Consider the following 13,655-nt stretch of genomic DNA (forward strand, 5'->3'; position numbering starts at 1 on the left):
GGACTATCCGAATCGGTATTGGTCAGAATCCGCGCTTGGACAACTCGTCGAGCAGTTCGCGGTCCGCCACGTGCCGGGACTTGATGTGGTCCAGGTAGTCGGCGAACGCGTCGGGCTGCAGGCCGCGTAGTTGTTCGAGCAGCTCGACCACCAGGTCCTGCTCCTCGATGCCGCGCCGGGCCAGCTCCACCTCGACGATGCGCCGGTAGACCTCGACCGCGAGGCGGCTGCCGTCCTGCACGAGGTGGTTGATCAGTTCCGCGCGCAACGGCGGCCACTCGTCGGTGTGCACGACCAGCGCGCGGATCTTGAGGTACACGTCGAGGTTCGGGCGGGCGAAGAACGCCTCCCGGCACACCCGCACGGCCCGCTGCGGTGCGCCGCGGCGCAGATGTTCCTCCACGGCGAGGTCGATCAGCCGCAGCGCCGCGCCCCGGCCGCCGACCGCGCGCAGCCCGCGTTCGACCCACTCCAGGGCCTCCTCGGAGCGGCCGTTGTCGCGCAGCACGGTCGCGACCTGCAGGTAGTGCCAGCCCGAGGACAGGTCCTTGGACAGCACGAGCAGCTGCAGGTCGACGTCCTCGGTGTACTCGGCGAGCTCCTCCATGACGCGCAGCAACGCCCAGCGGGCGCGGTCGTAGCGGCCGGTCTCACCGAACCCGATCACCGGCAGGGGCTCGAACAGCGCCACCGCCCGTTCCCGGTAGCGGGCGAGGCCGTCGTCGTCGAGCGCGTCGGCGTAGGCGGCGAGGCTGACGTCGGGTGCGTCGGGGTGCTGCAGCTGCAGGTCGAGCAGCCAGTCGGCCAGCCGCAGCGGGTCGGGCCGGGTCTCGGCGCACGCGCGGGCGTGGGTGCTCAGGACGCGGTGGGCCAGTTCGGCGAGTTCGACTCGGTGCCGCCTGCTGCCGGCGACACCGTCGGCCAGCTGCGTGACGATCCGCTCGATCAACGCGACCAGCTCGGGCCCGGGTTCGGTGACCAGCAACGACTGCAGCTCGACGGACACGGCGGTGAGAGCCTGCCACTGCGCCGGCCAGTCCGCGGCCTCGCCGTCGGCCTCGGCGAGCGCGGAGGCCACGGTGACGGGCAGCGAGTCCATCACAACATCATTCACGCGTCACCCGGTCGAGTGCCACCGATGTCGCCCTAACGATTTAAGGTTCACCCTCAGTGGCGAGGCGCCTACAGTTCGGCCAGCTTGCGGGTCAGCACGGCACGTTCGCGCGCGTTGCCGCACAGACGAATGGCCTGCTCCAGCTCGGTGCGAGCCTCCTGCACGCGGCCCAGCCGGCGCAGTAACTCTCCGCGCACGCCCGGTAGCTGGTGCGAGTCCTTGAACGCGTCGCTCGACGCGAGGGAGTCGACGATCGGCAGGGCCGCGGCGGGTCCCTGTGCCATCGACACGGCGACCGCGCGGTTGAGGTCCACGACCGGGGACGGCGCGAGGCTGCCCAGCCCCTCGTACAGGGCGACGATGCGACCCCAGTTCGTCTCCTCGACCGAGGACGCCAGCGCGTGGCACTCGGCGATCGCGGCCTGCAGCCCGTAGTAGCCGTACCCGCGGCCGGCGTCGGCGGCCTTGGCCAGCGCGGCACGGCCCCGCGCGATCGCGGAGCGGTCCCAGCGGCGCCGGTCCTGTTCCTCCAGCAACACGGTCTCGCCGTCGGGACCACGACGGGCGGGGAACCGGGCGGCGGTCAGTTCCAGCAGGGCCAGCAGGCTGTGGACCTCGGGCTCCTCGGGCATCAGCCGCGACAGGATCCTGGCCAGCCGCTGCGCCTCGCCCGCCAGGTCGAAGCGGATGACCTCGTCACCGGAACTGGCCGACGAGCCCTCGGTGAAGATCAGGTAGACCACGCTCAGGACCTGGGCCAGCCGCGCGGGACGTTCACCGACCGGCGGGACCTCGAACGGGACGCCGGCCGCGCCGAGGGTCTTCTTGGCGCGCGTGATGCGGGCCTGCACGGTCGCCGTGGGCACCAGGAACGCGCGCGCGATCTCGTCGCTGGTCAGACCGCCGATCACGCGCAACGTCAGCGCCACCCCGGACTCGCGCGAGAGCACCGGGTGGCACGAGGTGAACATCAGGGCGAGGGTGTCGTCGTCGATCTGGTCCGGGTCCCACAGCACGTCGTCCGGTGCGGGGCCGGGCTCAGCGCCGGTCAATGCGCCGCCCTCGGGCAGGTGGTGAGCCATGGCGGCGTACTTCTCGTCACGGGCGCTGCGGCGCCGGAACGCGTCGATCGCGCGGCGCCGGCCGACGGTGAGCAGCCAGCCCGCCGGGTTGTTCGGCACGCCCTCGCGCGGCCAGGTCACCAGCGCTTCGGCCAGTGCCTCCTGCGCGAGGTCCTCGGCCAGCGCGAAGTCGCCGGTGTAGCGGGTGAGCGCACCGATGATCCTCGCGGAGTCGATGCGCCACACCGCGGCCACGGCCTTGCGTCCGGTGGGGTCGCTCATGGCGCCTATGAGATCAGAACCCGCCGAATCAGAGCTGACCGGTGGACTCGCGCCAGGCCCGTTCCTTCTTGATCCACTCGTTGTCCTGCGGGAACTCGTCGATCGTCGGCACCCGGCGGATCTCGGTCTTGAACCCGGCGGCGGTCATCGGGGTGCGCTTGGCCCACTCGACAGCGTCCTCGATGGTGGGGACGTTGATCAGGTAGAAGCCGTTGAACAGCTCCTTGGTCTCCCCGTACGGGCCGTCGGTGACCACGGGCGGTTCGGAGGAGAAGTCGACGACCACGCCTTCCTCGGCGGGAGCGAGGCCTTCGGCGGCGATCAGCACGCCGGCCTCGATGAGCTCCTCGTTGAACTTGCCGACGGTCTCGAGCATCTGGTCGAAGTCGATCTCACCGAGGTTGGCCCACGCCTCGTCGGAGGCGACTCGCCAGATCAGCATGAACTTCATGATGTGCTCTCCCAGGGGGTTCGTGCGGGTCCGTTGTGGACCCTTTCACGCCAAGGTCGAACGGGCCGGGCGTTCGATCGACACTCTCCCCGGATTTTCTTGAACTTTTCTGTTTTCGCAGGTCACACGGCTGAGCGGCCCACCCCGGTGATCGGGGTGGGCCGCTCGGTGCGTGCCGGTTTCGGTCAGACCTGCTCGTCGGGCTGGTGCAGTGACCGGGGCTGCTCGCTCTCGAACTCGGACCCGGCCAGTTCCGGCAGCGGCGCGGAACGGCCGACCGGACGCGGCATGCCGCTGAGCGGACCGGGCACCTCCTGACGCGCCACCGCCTCCGCGGCGGCGACGGCCTCGGCGACCTTCGGGTCGGACTTGAGGTCGAACCAGGCGGCGACCGACTCGTCCTCGTCCTCCGGACGCGAGGTCTCACCCTCCTCGGCGGCGGGCGGCTCGTAGCGGAACACGCCGTCGTCACCGGGCGCGCCGAGCATGCGGGCGAACCCTTCGAGGGCCTTGCCGTAGTCGGACGGGATCATCCAGACCTTGTTCGCGTCGCCCTGCGCCATCTGCGGCAGCGTCTGCAGGTACTGGTACGCCAGCACCTCCGGCGTGGGCTTGCCCGCCTTGATCGCGGCGAACACCTTCTCGATGGCCTTGGCCTGGCCCTGCGCCTGCAGGTAGCGGGCCGCACGTTCACCCTGCGCCCGCAGGATCTGCGACTGCCGCTCACCTTCCGCGGACAGGATCGCGGCCTGCTTGCCACCCTCGGCGGCGAGGATCTGCGACTGCTTCTGACCTTCGGCGGTCTTGATCGACGACTCGCGCTGGCCTTCGGCGGTGAGGATCATGGCGCGCTTCTCGCGGTCGGCGCGCATCTGCTTCTCCATCGAGTCCTGAATGGAGGGTGGCGGGTCGATGGACTTGAGCTCGACGCGGGCCACGCGCAGGCCCCACCGGCCGGTCGCCTCGTCGAGGACGCCGCGCAGCTGACCGTTGATGTGGTCACGCGAGGTGAGCGTCTCCTCCAGGCTCATGCCACCGACGAGGTTGCGCAGCGTGGTGATGGTGAGCTGCTCGACACCGACGATGTAGTTGGAGATCTCGTAGACCGCGGAGCGCGGCTCGGTGACCTGGAAGTACACGACGGTGTCGATGGACACCGTGAGGTTGTCCTGGGTGATCACCGGCTGCGGCGGGAACGACACGACCTGCTCGCGCAGGTCGATGCGGGCCCGCACCTTGTCGATGAACGGCACGATGATGTTCAGGCCGGGTGCCGCGGTGTTGCGGTAGCGGCCGAGGCGTTCGATGACGGCGGCCTGCGCCTGCGGGATGACCAGCACCGATTTGACGGCGATGGTCAGCACGAAGATCGCGATTACGGCCACGACCACAGCGGTGATCGGGTCCAACTCGGTTCACACCCTTCTGCGGACGCTCACACCGCGGCTATCACCACGGCGACGGCGCCCGAGATCTCGACAACGGTGACGGCTTCTCCTGGTTCGACCACGGACCCGTCGAGGGTCCGCGCGCTCCAGGTGTCGCCGCCGATCTTCACCTGCCCGCCGTGCTCGTCCACCTTCGACAACGCGACGGCCCTGCCGCCCAGCAGCGCCTCGTGGTGCATCCGAATCCCGGAGCCCAGCTGCAGCCGCTTCTTGAGCAGCGGCCGGGCCCCGACGATCAGGCCCACCGACGAGGCCGCGAAGACGAGCACGCTCACCAGGTCGGCGGCACCCAGTGCGGACACGCCGGCCGCGGCCAGCGCGGCGGCGCCGAGCATGACCAGCACGAAGTCACCGGAGAGAACCTCGGCGACGACGAGCAGTATCCCGACGATCAGCCAGATCAGCGCGGCCATGAGCCCATACATACACCAACGGGGGGCACCGGGCTCCGCGATTCACCGTGCTGGGCCCCGGACCGTAACGAAATCGATCAACGGGAGATGATTCGGGCGAGGGAGGCGTGATGGCGAAGTCGGTGAGGTCGCGCAGGGGCCGGTTCGTGTCCGGGCTCGTGCTGGCCGGTGCGATCGTGGGGTTGGGGATCGTGCTGCAGTCCGCGGCCGAGCAGCGGTCCTGGGCCAGTGCCGAGGCGACGGTGCTGGAGCGGATCAAGTCCGGCAAGAGCGCCTCGGTGAAGATCGAGTACTCGCTGCCCGACGGCTCGAAGCAGGTGCAGACCCTGTCGGAGAACGGGTCCGCGCACGAGGCCGGAACGCGCGTGACCGTGCGCTACGACCTGCGCGACGGCCGGGTCGTCGACTCCGCGCTGGCCGACAACGACCAGGTGTTCTGGGTGCTGGGCGTGATGCTGGGCGTCGTGGCGCTCGGCTCGCTCGGCATGAACCTCCTCGCGTGGACTCGCGGACGCGGACCCGAGTGATCAGTCCTGGGGGACGGTGACGAAGTCGATGAGCCGTTCAACGGCGCCGAGCAGGTCGGACTCGATGTCGCGGTAGCTGCTCACGGAGCTCAGCACGCGCTGCCAGCCTTCCCACGTCTCGCCCCAGCCCAGCTGCGCGCACACGCCGGTCTTCCAGTCGACGCCGCGCGGGATCCGCGGCCATGCCCTGATCCTGACGGCCGCCGGTTTCACGGCCTGCCAGATGTCGACGTAGGGGTGGCCGGTGACGAGCACGTTGTCGTCGCGGATCTGGTCGACGACGCGCTGTTCCTTGGAGTCGGCGACGAGGTGGTCGACCAGGACGCCGAGGCGGCGGTGCGGGGCGGTGCCGAAGTCGTGGATGCGCTGCGGCAGTTCGTCGACGCCGTGCAGGGGTTCCACGACGATGCCCTCGACGCGCAGGTCGTGGCCCCAGACGCATTCGACGAGCTCGGCGTCGTGCTTGCCCTCGACCCAGATGCGGCTGGCCTTGGCGGTCTGCGCGCGCAGCCCCTCGACCTTCACCGAGCCGGACGCGGTGATCTTCGGCTTCTGCGGTCGCGGCGCGGGTTTGACGAGGGTGACGGGTGTGCCGTCGACGAGGAAGCCGGCGGGGTTGAGCGCGAACAGCCGGTGCCGGCCGTGGCGGTCTTCCAGGACGACCTGGCCGTACTCGAACTTCACGACGGCCCCGCAGAAGCCGCTGGCGGCATCCTCGACGACGAGGCCGGGTTCGGCCGCGATCTCGGGGACCTTCTTGCGCTTCGGGGTCGACAGGATGTCGCGGCCGTAGTCGTGGGAACGCACCTGGGAACCCTAACCGTAGAAGGGTTTGAAGGCGGTGAGCCACTCGTGGACGCGGTCGAGGTCGACGTCGGCGCCGTGCAGGTCGTAGCCGCCGTGCACGAAGTCCACCCAGTCGACGGCCGGGTCGCCGACGCAGGCGCGCGGGTCGATCGCGACCGGTCCGGCGGGGCCTTGCAGGACGTTGCCGGGGTGCATGTCGCCGTGCAGCAGCACGGGTTTGACGTTGTCCTCGGCGAGTTTGCGGGCGCGGTGGTGTTCGGTGGCGTAGTAGGTGCCGGTGCGGCGGGTGAGCAGGGTTTCGAAGAGGAAGTCGACGCGGGCCTTGAGCGGCGGAAAGCCTTTCGTGCCGGCCTCGTGCAGGTGCGGGACGACCTTGGCGGGGTCGGTGGCCGGGCTGCCGGGCTGGATCCTGCCGAGCAGCAGCGCGCCGCGGGCGAGGTCGGCGTCGAGGAGGTCGACCATCGCGGGCGTGTCGGACCAGGCGGCGAGTGCTCTGGCCTCGTGCACGGCGATGTCATGGTCCGGGGTGAGCTTGAGGACCGCGCTGGTGCACAGGAACGTGGCGCCGGTGCCGCCGGGCACGTGTTCGACGAGGGTGAGGCCCCAGCGGGCGGTGAGCGTGGCGACGAGGTCGGGCAGTGCGTCGATCCACCCGGTCACGCCGGTGCCGAAACGTCGGATTAGCCGGGCTCTGGCGGCGTCATCGATCACTCAACTCAGATTAGCGAGTTCGCTCCCGATTGGCGGCGGAACTGGTAGTCGGCCAGCGCCGGGCGCCACAGTCCGTTGGCGTCGAAGCACGTCGAGAGCAGCCGCAGATCGGCGCCGTCGCCGGCGATGGCAACCTTGCCGCCGACGACCCACCGGTTGACCGGCAGCAACGGCACGGGCCATCCGGCCACGACGAGCCGGTCGCACACCAGCCGTTGCAGGCGGCCGCCGTCGTTGTCGACGATGACCGCGGGCGTGTCCAGGTCGAGGTCGCGGACGGTGGCGTGCGGGTAGCGACGGACCCCGATGCCGGTCAGCGTCTCGGCGCCGGGTCCGATCAGGTGAACGGGCCCGAACCGCCGTGCGAGGCACGCGGCCGCCCACGCGCCGAGTTCGGCGGCGCCCACCACGACAATCCGTTCGAAATAGGTCATGTCCACCGGGTCCCGCATTCACAATCGAATGTTCACGCAGGTCAGAATGCCTCCAGAAGATAAGGGCACGATCATCCGCGCGTCAAACCCGCGGTATCTCAACAGGGATGGATCAATGGGCAAGGAATAGATCGCGGATGGCCGCTACCCGTCAGCAGGTGGCGGTGATCGTGCGGTCCGGTCCGTTGACCTCGATCGTGCCGCCCACCGGGATGACGACCTGCGGGTCGGTGTGGCCGAGGTCGACGTCGAACACGATCATCGGTGTCCTGGTCGGTGAGGAACCAGGCCTTGGCGTGCCCGACGAGCACGGCCGGGAAGCGTTCGAGGAGGCCGCGTTCGCCCATGTTGCGCAGGATGCGGTAGACCTCGGTCGCGGACGCGCCGCAGGCGGTCGACTCGGTGAGCCGGTACTCCCCCGGCGTGAACAGCGTGGCCCGCAGCGAGTCGGCGGTGGCCGGGTGCATCGCGGCGGGCCGGCCGAACTGGACCATGACGCTGCCGCCGTGGAAGCCGACCATGCCGCGGTTCGTCGGCCACGTCAGCGGGTTGGTGTTGTCGCTGTGGCCGATGAACGGCTTGGGGTTGGCCTGATCAGGTGACCTAGAACGCGGGCCAGGGGATGGCGGGCCAGTCGCCGGACGGTTCGGGGTAGACACCGGCGGCCAGGAGTTTGTCGGTGCGCTCCCCCACGGCCCGGACCTCGGCGCGGGTCAGGTGGTCGTGCAGCGATTCGCCGAGGACGCCGTCGAGTTCGGATCTCAGGCGGCGCAACGACTCCACGGCGTGCTCGGGGAGGGGTTCGCGGGCCCAGCCCCACAGGACGGTGCGGAGTTTGGGTTCGGTGTGCAGGCAGATGCCGTGGTCGACGCCGTAGACGCCGCCGTCGAGGGCGTGCAGGACGTGGCCGCCTTTGCGGTCGGCGTTGTTGACGACGACGTCGAAGGCGGACATCTCGGCGATGCGGGGGTGGTCGGCGTGGACCAGCACCGCCGGGTCGCCGAAGCGGTCGTGGGCGTGGAAGACGGGGATCCAGCCGGGTTTGACGTCGTCGACGCTGATGATGTCGACGAGTTCGTCTTCCTCGCGGGTCTCGACCCAGAGCTGGACCATGCCGCTGCCGAACGGGCCGGGGCGCAGCACGGTGGGCGGCACGACACCGAAGGACGCGGCGGAGATGAGGTAGGTGGCCACCTCGCGGCCGGCGAGCGTGCCGTCGGGGAAGTCCCAGAGCGGCCGTTCGCCTCGCACGGGTTTGTAGACGCAGTGGGCGTCGACGCCGTCCAGCGAGATCTTGCAGAACAAGGTGGCGTTGGAGGCGTCGACCAGGCGTCCTTCGACCTCGATGCGGCCGTGTTCGAGCAACTGCAGGGCCGCGGAGGTGTCCACGTCAGTCTTCTTCGGTGCGGCGGTACCCGTTTTGCCGCGGGCAGATGTGGCCGTCCGCGTCGAGCGGTTCGGCGCACAGGGGGCAGGGTTTGCGGCCGGCGTTGATGACGCGGTCGGCGCGTTCGGCGAAGGCACGGGCGGCGGACGGCGACAGGAAGACCCGCACGGCGTCGGGGCCTTCCTCGGTGTCGTCGAGCACGACGGCCTCGTCGACCTCCTCCTCGGAGATCGCGAGGAGTTCGATCACGACCGCCTTGGACTCGGCGTCCCAGCCGAGGCCCATGGTGCCGACCCGGAACTCCTCCTCGACGGGCACGTCGAGGGGCTGGGTGTCGAGGTCGTCTGGCGGAGCGTCGTCGGGGACGTCGGCGCCGAAGCGGCGGTGCACCTCCTCGAGCAACGAGCCGATGCGTTCGGCGAGGACCTGGACCTGCTGCTTTTCCAGGGCGACGCTGATCAACCTGCTCTGCTCTGAGGCCTGCAGGTAGAAGGTGCGGTCGCCGGGCTGCCCGACGGTTCCTGCGATGAAACGGTCGGGTGCGCGGAATACGTGAATGACACGAGCCATGGCAGATACGACCCTAGGCCACGCGGAGATCGTCGGCAGGTCCTCCCCCACCAAACACTCCGCGTATAGGGTCGGGTTGTGGTGAAGATCGCTTCGTACGGGACCTGGACCTCGCCGATCAGTGCCGGCGACACCTCCGCATCGGGGGGTGGGTTCCAGTGGGCCGACCTGCACGGTGAGCAGGTGTGGTGGGCGGAGAGCCGGGCGGCTCAGGGCGGCAGGGTGGCGCTGGTGCGCGACGGCGTCGAGGTGCTGCCCGCGCCGTGGAACGCCCGCAACCGGGTGCACGAGTACGGCGGCCGGCCGTTCGTGGTGCTGGAGGACGACAGGGTGGCGTTCACGCACTGGAACGACCAGCGCGTGTACGTGTTCAACCCCGACGCTCCCGAGCCCGCGCCGCTGACGCCCGAGCCGGAACGGCACCACGGCGTGCGCTACTCGGATCTGTCGGCGGGCCCGGACGGCGAGGTGTGGTGCGTGCGGGAGTCCGTCACGGGTGAGGCGCGCACCGATGTGCGCCGGGACCTGGTGGCGATCACCCGCTCAGGTGAGATCCGGGTTCTCGGTGCCTCGCACCACTTCATGACCGGCCCGAAGATCAGCCCGGACGGCACGAGGTTCGCGTGGATCGGCTGGGACCACCCGCAGATGCCGTGGGACGGCACCGAACTGTGCGTCGCCGAGGTCGGATCCTCCGAACACCAGGTCGTGGCCGGGTCGCGGTCCGAGGCGGTGTGCCAGTTCGAGTGGGAGGGCGACTCCCTGCTGGCGCTGACCGACCCGGACGGCTGGTGGAACCTGTTCCGCGTCTCCCCCGACGGCACGCGCAAGAACCTGGCGCCGTGCGAGGAGGAGCTGGGCGGTCCGATGTGGAGGCTGGGCAACCGCTGGTTCGCGACGCTGTCGCCGGGCCGGTACCTGGTGGTGCGCTCAGGGCGGCTGGCGGTGCTCGACGAGCGTTCGGCGACGGTGACCGACGTGCAGACCGATCTGCCGACGTGGGCCGCTGAGCTGTCGGTGCGCGACGGCGTGGTGATCTGCGGTGCGGCGGGGCCGACGTCGGATTACGCCGTGGTGCGCCTGGATTTGTCCAACGGCGAGCTCACCTATCTGACCGGTGGCGAGGAGTCGCCGGAATCGGCGTATCTGCCGGTGCCGGTGGAGCGGATGTTCGGCGAGATCCCCGCGTACGTGTACGCGCCGTCGAACCCGGACTTCGCCGGGCCCGAGGGGGAACTGCCGCCGTACGTGGTGCACGTGCATGGCGGGCCCACGGGGCGTGCGTTGCCCAAGCTCGACACGGACATCGCGTACTTCACCAGCCGTGGCATCGGTGTGGTGGCGGTGAACTACGGCGGTTCGACGGGCTACGGGCGGGCGTTCCGGGAGCGGCTGCGCGAGCAGTGGGGTGTCGTGGACGTGGAGGACTGCGCGTTCGTGGCCCAGGAGCTCGCGAAGGAGGGCACGGCGGATCCGCAGCGCCTGGGGATCCGGGGTGGTTCGGCGGGTGGCTGGACGTCGGCGGCGTCGCTGACCTCGACCGACGTGTACCGCTGCGGCATGGTGGCGTTCCCGATCCTGGACCTGGCGGGGTGGACGTCGGAGGGCGGCGAGACGCACGACTTCGAGTCGCGGTACGTCGAGGGCCTGGTCGGCACGCTGCCGCAGGCCGCGGACCGCTATCGGGACCGTTCGCCGTCGAACAAGGCGCGGTCGGTGTCGGGGCCGGTGTTGTTGTTGCAGGGATTGGAGGACGAGATCTGCCCGCCGGAGCAGGCGGACCGGTTCGCCGCGGATCTGGCCGGGTCGGGGATCCCGCACGCGTACATCACCTTCGAGGGTGAGCAGCACGGCTTCCGGATGGCCGAGAACATCAAGACGGCCCTGGAGGCGGAGCTGTCGTTCTACGGGCAGGCGTTCGGATTCACCCCGCCGGGTGTGCCGGTGCTGGAACTGTCCGAGTGAGTCTGCTGTCCGCCGGGGATCGGGTCGCGCTGGTGTCCCCGGCCGGCCCGGCCCTGGCCGCGAAGATCGACGCGGGCGTGGACGTGCTGCGGTCGTGGGGCCTGGAGGTCACGGCGCCGGTGGTGGCGCCGTGGTCGTTGCCGTACCTGGCCGGGTCGGACGAGGCGCGGGCCGCCGAGTTCGTGGCGGCGTGGCGTTCGGACGTGGCGGCGGTGTTCTGCGTGCGCGGCGGGTACGGGTGTCTGCGGATGACGGACCTGGTGCCGTGGAAGGACTTGCCGCCGCGGGTGTTCGTGGGTTCGTCGGACGTGACGGTGCTGCACGCCGAGTTGAACGCGGTCGGTCAGCCGACGGTGTTCGGGCCGATGCCGGGTACCGCTGATTTCGTCGGCGATCCACTGGCCCAGTCACGGCTGCGTGAGCTGCTGTTCGAGGGCACACGGTCGTGGACGGCGGGCACGACCGTGGTGCCGGGTACGGCGCGTGGGGTGCTCACGGGCGGGAACGCGGCGCTGCTGGCGGCGTCGGTGGGCGGGCCCCGCTGGGAGCCGCCTGCCGCGGGGGCGATCGCGTTGCTGGAGGACATCGGCGAGGAGCCCTACCGGCTGGACCGGATCCTGACGCAGTTGCTGCGGGCGGGCTGGTTCGAACCGGTGTCGGGGATCGTGCTGGGGTCGTGGACGGACTGCGGTGACGTCTCGGCGGTGCTGGCCGACCGCCTGTCGGGGCTGGGGGTGCCGATCCTGGGTGAGGCCGGGTTCGGGCACTGCGCGGGGTCGTGGTCGTTGCCGCTGGGTGTGCGGGCGGATCTCGACGCGGCCGCGGGGACGTTGACGCTGGTCTGAGCGGGGGTCACCCGGTGGGCGGCGGCCGTCCGGGTGACGCCGGGTACGCTTCCGGCCGCCATGAGACCCCAGCCTCAGTGGGCGGCGTTAGACGTCTACGCGTCCAACTCCGACCTCTACGCCGATCCCCGACTGGTGGAACGGGTGGACTACCGGCGTCGCTTCAAGCGGCACCGGCCCCGTACGCAGTCGGTCGTCCTCGCCCCGCACGGCGGCGGTATCGAGGTCGGAACGTCCGAGTTGTGCCTCGCGGTCGCGGGTTTCCACCCCGGTACCCGTGTGCCGATCGGTCAGACTCACGACTACTGGATGTTCGAGGGCCTGCGCACGGCCTCGAACGACGAGCTGCACGTGACGTCGTCCAACTGCGACGACCGCGTGGCCCGCACCCTGGTGTCGGGCGCCTCGCACGCGTTGGGCCTGCACGGCTGCACGGCGGCCGCGGCGGGTCTGGAGGACCACGACCGGGCGGTGCTGGTCGGCGGGCGGGACGCGTTGCTGCGCCTGGAGCTGCTGACGCGGCTGCGCAGGGCGGGGTTCCACACGGTCGACGCGGTGGACCACCCGATCCTGGGCGGCTTCGATCGGGCGAACATCGCGAACCGGACCCGGTCGCGGCAGGGCGCCCAGTTGGAGCTGACGACTCCGTTGCGCACGGCGATGTTCGAGGAGAACTCGCGGCCCGGCCGGCGGCACACGACGACCGAGGTGTTCTGGGACTTCGTGCACGCCTGCCGTGCGGCCGTGGCGGCGCGTGAGGCCCTCAACAACTAGCGTCGAGACGTGCGTTTCGCAGCGGTCACGGTCGGTACGTCACAGCCCAGGGAACTCGCCGCGTTTTACGCCCGGCTGCTCGGCGCGTCCGTGGGGACGGTGGAGCATGACTGGGCCCAACTGCGGGTGCCCGGTGGGCTGACGCTGAACTTCGAACGCGAGGAGCGTTTCCGCAGGCCGGTGTGGCCCGCCGTGGAGGGCGAGCAGACGGCGTCGCAGCACCTGGACATCGAGGTCGGCGACCTGGACTCGGCGGTCGAGCACGCGCTCGGGTGCGGGGCGGTGCTCGCGGACGTGCAGCCGCAGGAGGACGTGCGGGTGCTCATCGACCCTGACGGGCACCCGTTCTGCCTGTTCCTCTAGACGCGCAGGGCGAGCACGCGGCCGGGCCAGGTGCCGTCACGGGCGGTGAAGGCCGAGACCGAGGTGAAGCCCTGCCGCTCGTAGTAGCCGACGAGTCGGTGGTCGTCGCTGTCATAGCAGTCGACGCGGATCAGGCCGATTCCGGCGGCGCGGGCTTCGGCGCGGGCGTGGGCCAGCAGTGCGGCGCCGACACCGTTGCCGGCATACGCGCGTGCGGTGACCAGCAGCGTCACGTAATGCTCGGGTTCGTCGGCGGGTGGCACGTAGTCGTGGGGCTCGGTGGAGGTGATGATCGCGCCCGCGGGCACGTCGTCGATCACGCCCAGCCACACGGTGCCGGTGGTGGCGAGCCGCGTGATCCGTTCGACGGCGGCCGGCGCAGCGGACCAGTGGTCGGTCCCCCACTGTCCGCTGCGGCCCTGCGAGGCGAGCCAGTCCTGCGCGTCATCCAGCATTGTCAAGATCACCGGCGCGTCGGCCGGCCCGCCTCGCGTGACGTCCAT

General features: G+C 70.4%; 17 protein-coding genes. 6 read left to right on the plus strand and 11 right to left on the minus strand.

Going from position 1 to position 13,655, the window contains the following annotated elements:
* Positions 1 to 22: 22 nt before the first annotated feature.
* The 5 genes from ACIRG5_RS22605 to ACIRG5_RS22625 all read right to left on the minus strand — a co-directional run bounded on the left by ACIRG5_RS22605 (position 23) and on the right by ACIRG5_RS22625 (position 4,769).
* A complete protein-coding gene (locus ACIRG5_RS22605) occupies positions 23 to 1,114 on the minus strand; it encodes a hypothetical protein (RefSeq protein WP_402907513.1) in 1,092 nt (363 codons plus the stop codon).
* 68 nt (positions 1,115 to 1,182) lie between these two features.
* On the minus strand, positions 1,183 to 2,457 hold the full coding sequence (locus tag ACIRG5_RS22610) for an RNA polymerase sigma factor (protein WP_402907516.1): 1,275 nt from the start codon (positions 2,455 to 2,457) through the stop codon (positions 1,183 to 1,185).
* A gap of 28 nt (positions 2,458 to 2,485) precedes the next feature.
* Entirely contained in the window at positions 2,486 to 2,908 is a 423-nt protein-coding gene (locus ACIRG5_RS22615) for a YciI family protein (RefSeq protein ID WP_402907519.1), read from the minus strand.
* Between the two features lie 185 nt (positions 2,909 to 3,093).
* Positions 3,094 to 4,308, minus strand: coding sequence for an SPFH domain-containing protein (locus ACIRG5_RS22620; protein ID WP_402908170.1), 1,215 nt, complete (start codon positions 4,306 to 4,308; stop codon positions 3,094 to 3,096).
* A 35-nt stretch (positions 4,309 to 4,343) separates the two neighbouring features.
* Entirely contained in the window at positions 4,344 to 4,769 is a 426-nt protein-coding gene (locus ACIRG5_RS22625; protein WP_402907521.1) for an NfeD family protein, read from the minus strand.
* A gap of 110 nt (positions 4,770 to 4,879) precedes the next feature.
* Here ACIRG5_RS22625 and ACIRG5_RS22630 point away from each other — a divergent pair, with 110 nt between their 5' ends.
* Positions 4,880 to 5,296 (plus strand): DUF3592 domain-containing protein, encoded by a 417-nt coding sequence (locus ACIRG5_RS22630; RefSeq protein ID WP_402907523.1) that lies wholly within the window; start codon positions 4,880 to 4,882, stop codon positions 5,294 to 5,296.
* Here the strand turns inward: ACIRG5_RS22630 and ACIRG5_RS22635 are convergent, their stop codons facing one another.
* Genes ACIRG5_RS22635 through ACIRG5_RS22645 form a run of 3 tightly spaced genes read right to left on the minus strand, consistent with a single transcriptional unit; the run spans position 5,297 to position 7,248 of the window.
* Positions 5,297 to 6,103: a DUF3097 domain-containing protein gene (locus ACIRG5_RS22635; RefSeq protein ID WP_402907526.1), complete on the minus strand. Its 807-nt coding sequence runs from the start codon at positions 6,101 to 6,103 to the stop codon at positions 5,297 to 5,299.
* Between the two features lie 9 nt (positions 6,104 to 6,112).
* On the minus strand, positions 6,113 to 6,814 hold the full coding sequence (locus ACIRG5_RS22640; RefSeq protein ID WP_402907529.1) for a fructosamine kinase family protein: 702 nt from the start codon (positions 6,812 to 6,814) through the stop codon (positions 6,113 to 6,115).
* A 5-nt stretch (positions 6,815 to 6,819) separates the two neighbouring features.
* Positions 6,820 to 7,248 carry a hypothetical protein gene (locus ACIRG5_RS22645; protein ID WP_402907532.1) on the minus strand — a complete coding sequence of 143 codons (429 nt, stop codon included), beginning with the start codon at positions 7,246 to 7,248 and terminating at the stop codon, positions 6,820 to 6,822.
* Positions 7,249 to 7,650: 402 nt separating this feature from the next.
* Here ACIRG5_RS22645 and ACIRG5_RS22650 point away from each other — a divergent pair, with 402 nt between their 5' ends.
* A complete protein-coding gene (locus tag ACIRG5_RS22650; protein ID WP_402907535.1) occupies positions 7,651 to 7,842 on the plus strand; it encodes a hypothetical protein in 192 nt (63 codons plus the stop codon).
* 9 nt (positions 7,843 to 7,851) lie between these two features.
* On the opposite strand, the gene ACIRG5_RS22655 is transcribed toward ACIRG5_RS22650, so the two are convergent.
* Positions 7,852 to 8,637 (minus strand): SCO1664 family protein, encoded by a 786-nt coding sequence (locus ACIRG5_RS22655; RefSeq protein ID WP_402907538.1) that lies wholly within the window; start codon positions 8,635 to 8,637, stop codon positions 7,852 to 7,854.
* Position 8,638: 1 nt separating this feature from the next.
* On the minus strand, positions 8,639 to 9,205 hold the full coding sequence (locus ACIRG5_RS22660; RefSeq protein WP_319980627.1) for a DUF3090 domain-containing protein: 567 nt from the start codon (positions 9,203 to 9,205) through the stop codon (positions 8,639 to 8,641).
* Between the two features lie 78 nt (positions 9,206 to 9,283).
* Between ACIRG5_RS22660 and ACIRG5_RS22665 the strand changes: the two genes are divergently transcribed.
* The 4 genes from ACIRG5_RS22665 to ACIRG5_RS22680 are packed head-to-tail and all read left to right on the plus strand — an operon-like array spanning position 9,284 to position 13,152.
* Positions 9,284 to 11,170, plus strand: coding sequence for a prolyl oligopeptidase family serine peptidase (locus tag ACIRG5_RS22665; protein ID WP_402907541.1), 1,887 nt, complete (start codon positions 9,284 to 9,286; stop codon positions 11,168 to 11,170).
* Complete coding sequence (locus tag ACIRG5_RS22670; protein ID WP_402907544.1) at positions 11,167 to 12,015, plus strand: LD-carboxypeptidase; 849 nt, start codon at positions 11,167 to 11,169, stop codon at positions 12,013 to 12,015. Before ACIRG5_RS22665 ends, ACIRG5_RS22670 begins: the two co-directional genes overlap by 4 nt.
* A 60-nt stretch (positions 12,016 to 12,075) precedes the next feature.
* Positions 12,076 to 12,789, plus strand: a complete 714-nt coding sequence (locus tag ACIRG5_RS22675; protein ID WP_402907547.1) for a poly-gamma-glutamate hydrolase family protein — start codon at positions 12,076 to 12,078, stop codon at positions 12,787 to 12,789.
* A gap of 9 nt (positions 12,790 to 12,798) precedes the next feature.
* Positions 12,799 to 13,152: a VOC family protein gene (locus ACIRG5_RS22680; protein ID WP_402907549.1), complete on the plus strand. Its 354-nt coding sequence runs from the start codon at positions 12,799 to 12,801 to the stop codon at positions 13,150 to 13,152.
* Here ACIRG5_RS22680 and ACIRG5_RS22685 read toward each other — a convergent pair.
* A complete protein-coding gene (locus tag ACIRG5_RS22685) occupies positions 13,149 to 13,655 on the minus strand; it encodes a GNAT family N-acetyltransferase (RefSeq protein WP_402907551.1) in 507 nt (168 codons plus the stop codon). The two genes, ACIRG5_RS22680 and ACIRG5_RS22685, sit on opposite strands and share 4 nt — an antisense overlap.

The sequence above is a fragment of the Lentzea sp. NPDC102401 genome (assembly GCF_044765805.1).
GTDB lineage: Bacteria > Actinomycetota > Actinomycetes > Mycobacteriales > Pseudonocardiaceae > Lentzea > Lentzea sokolovensis.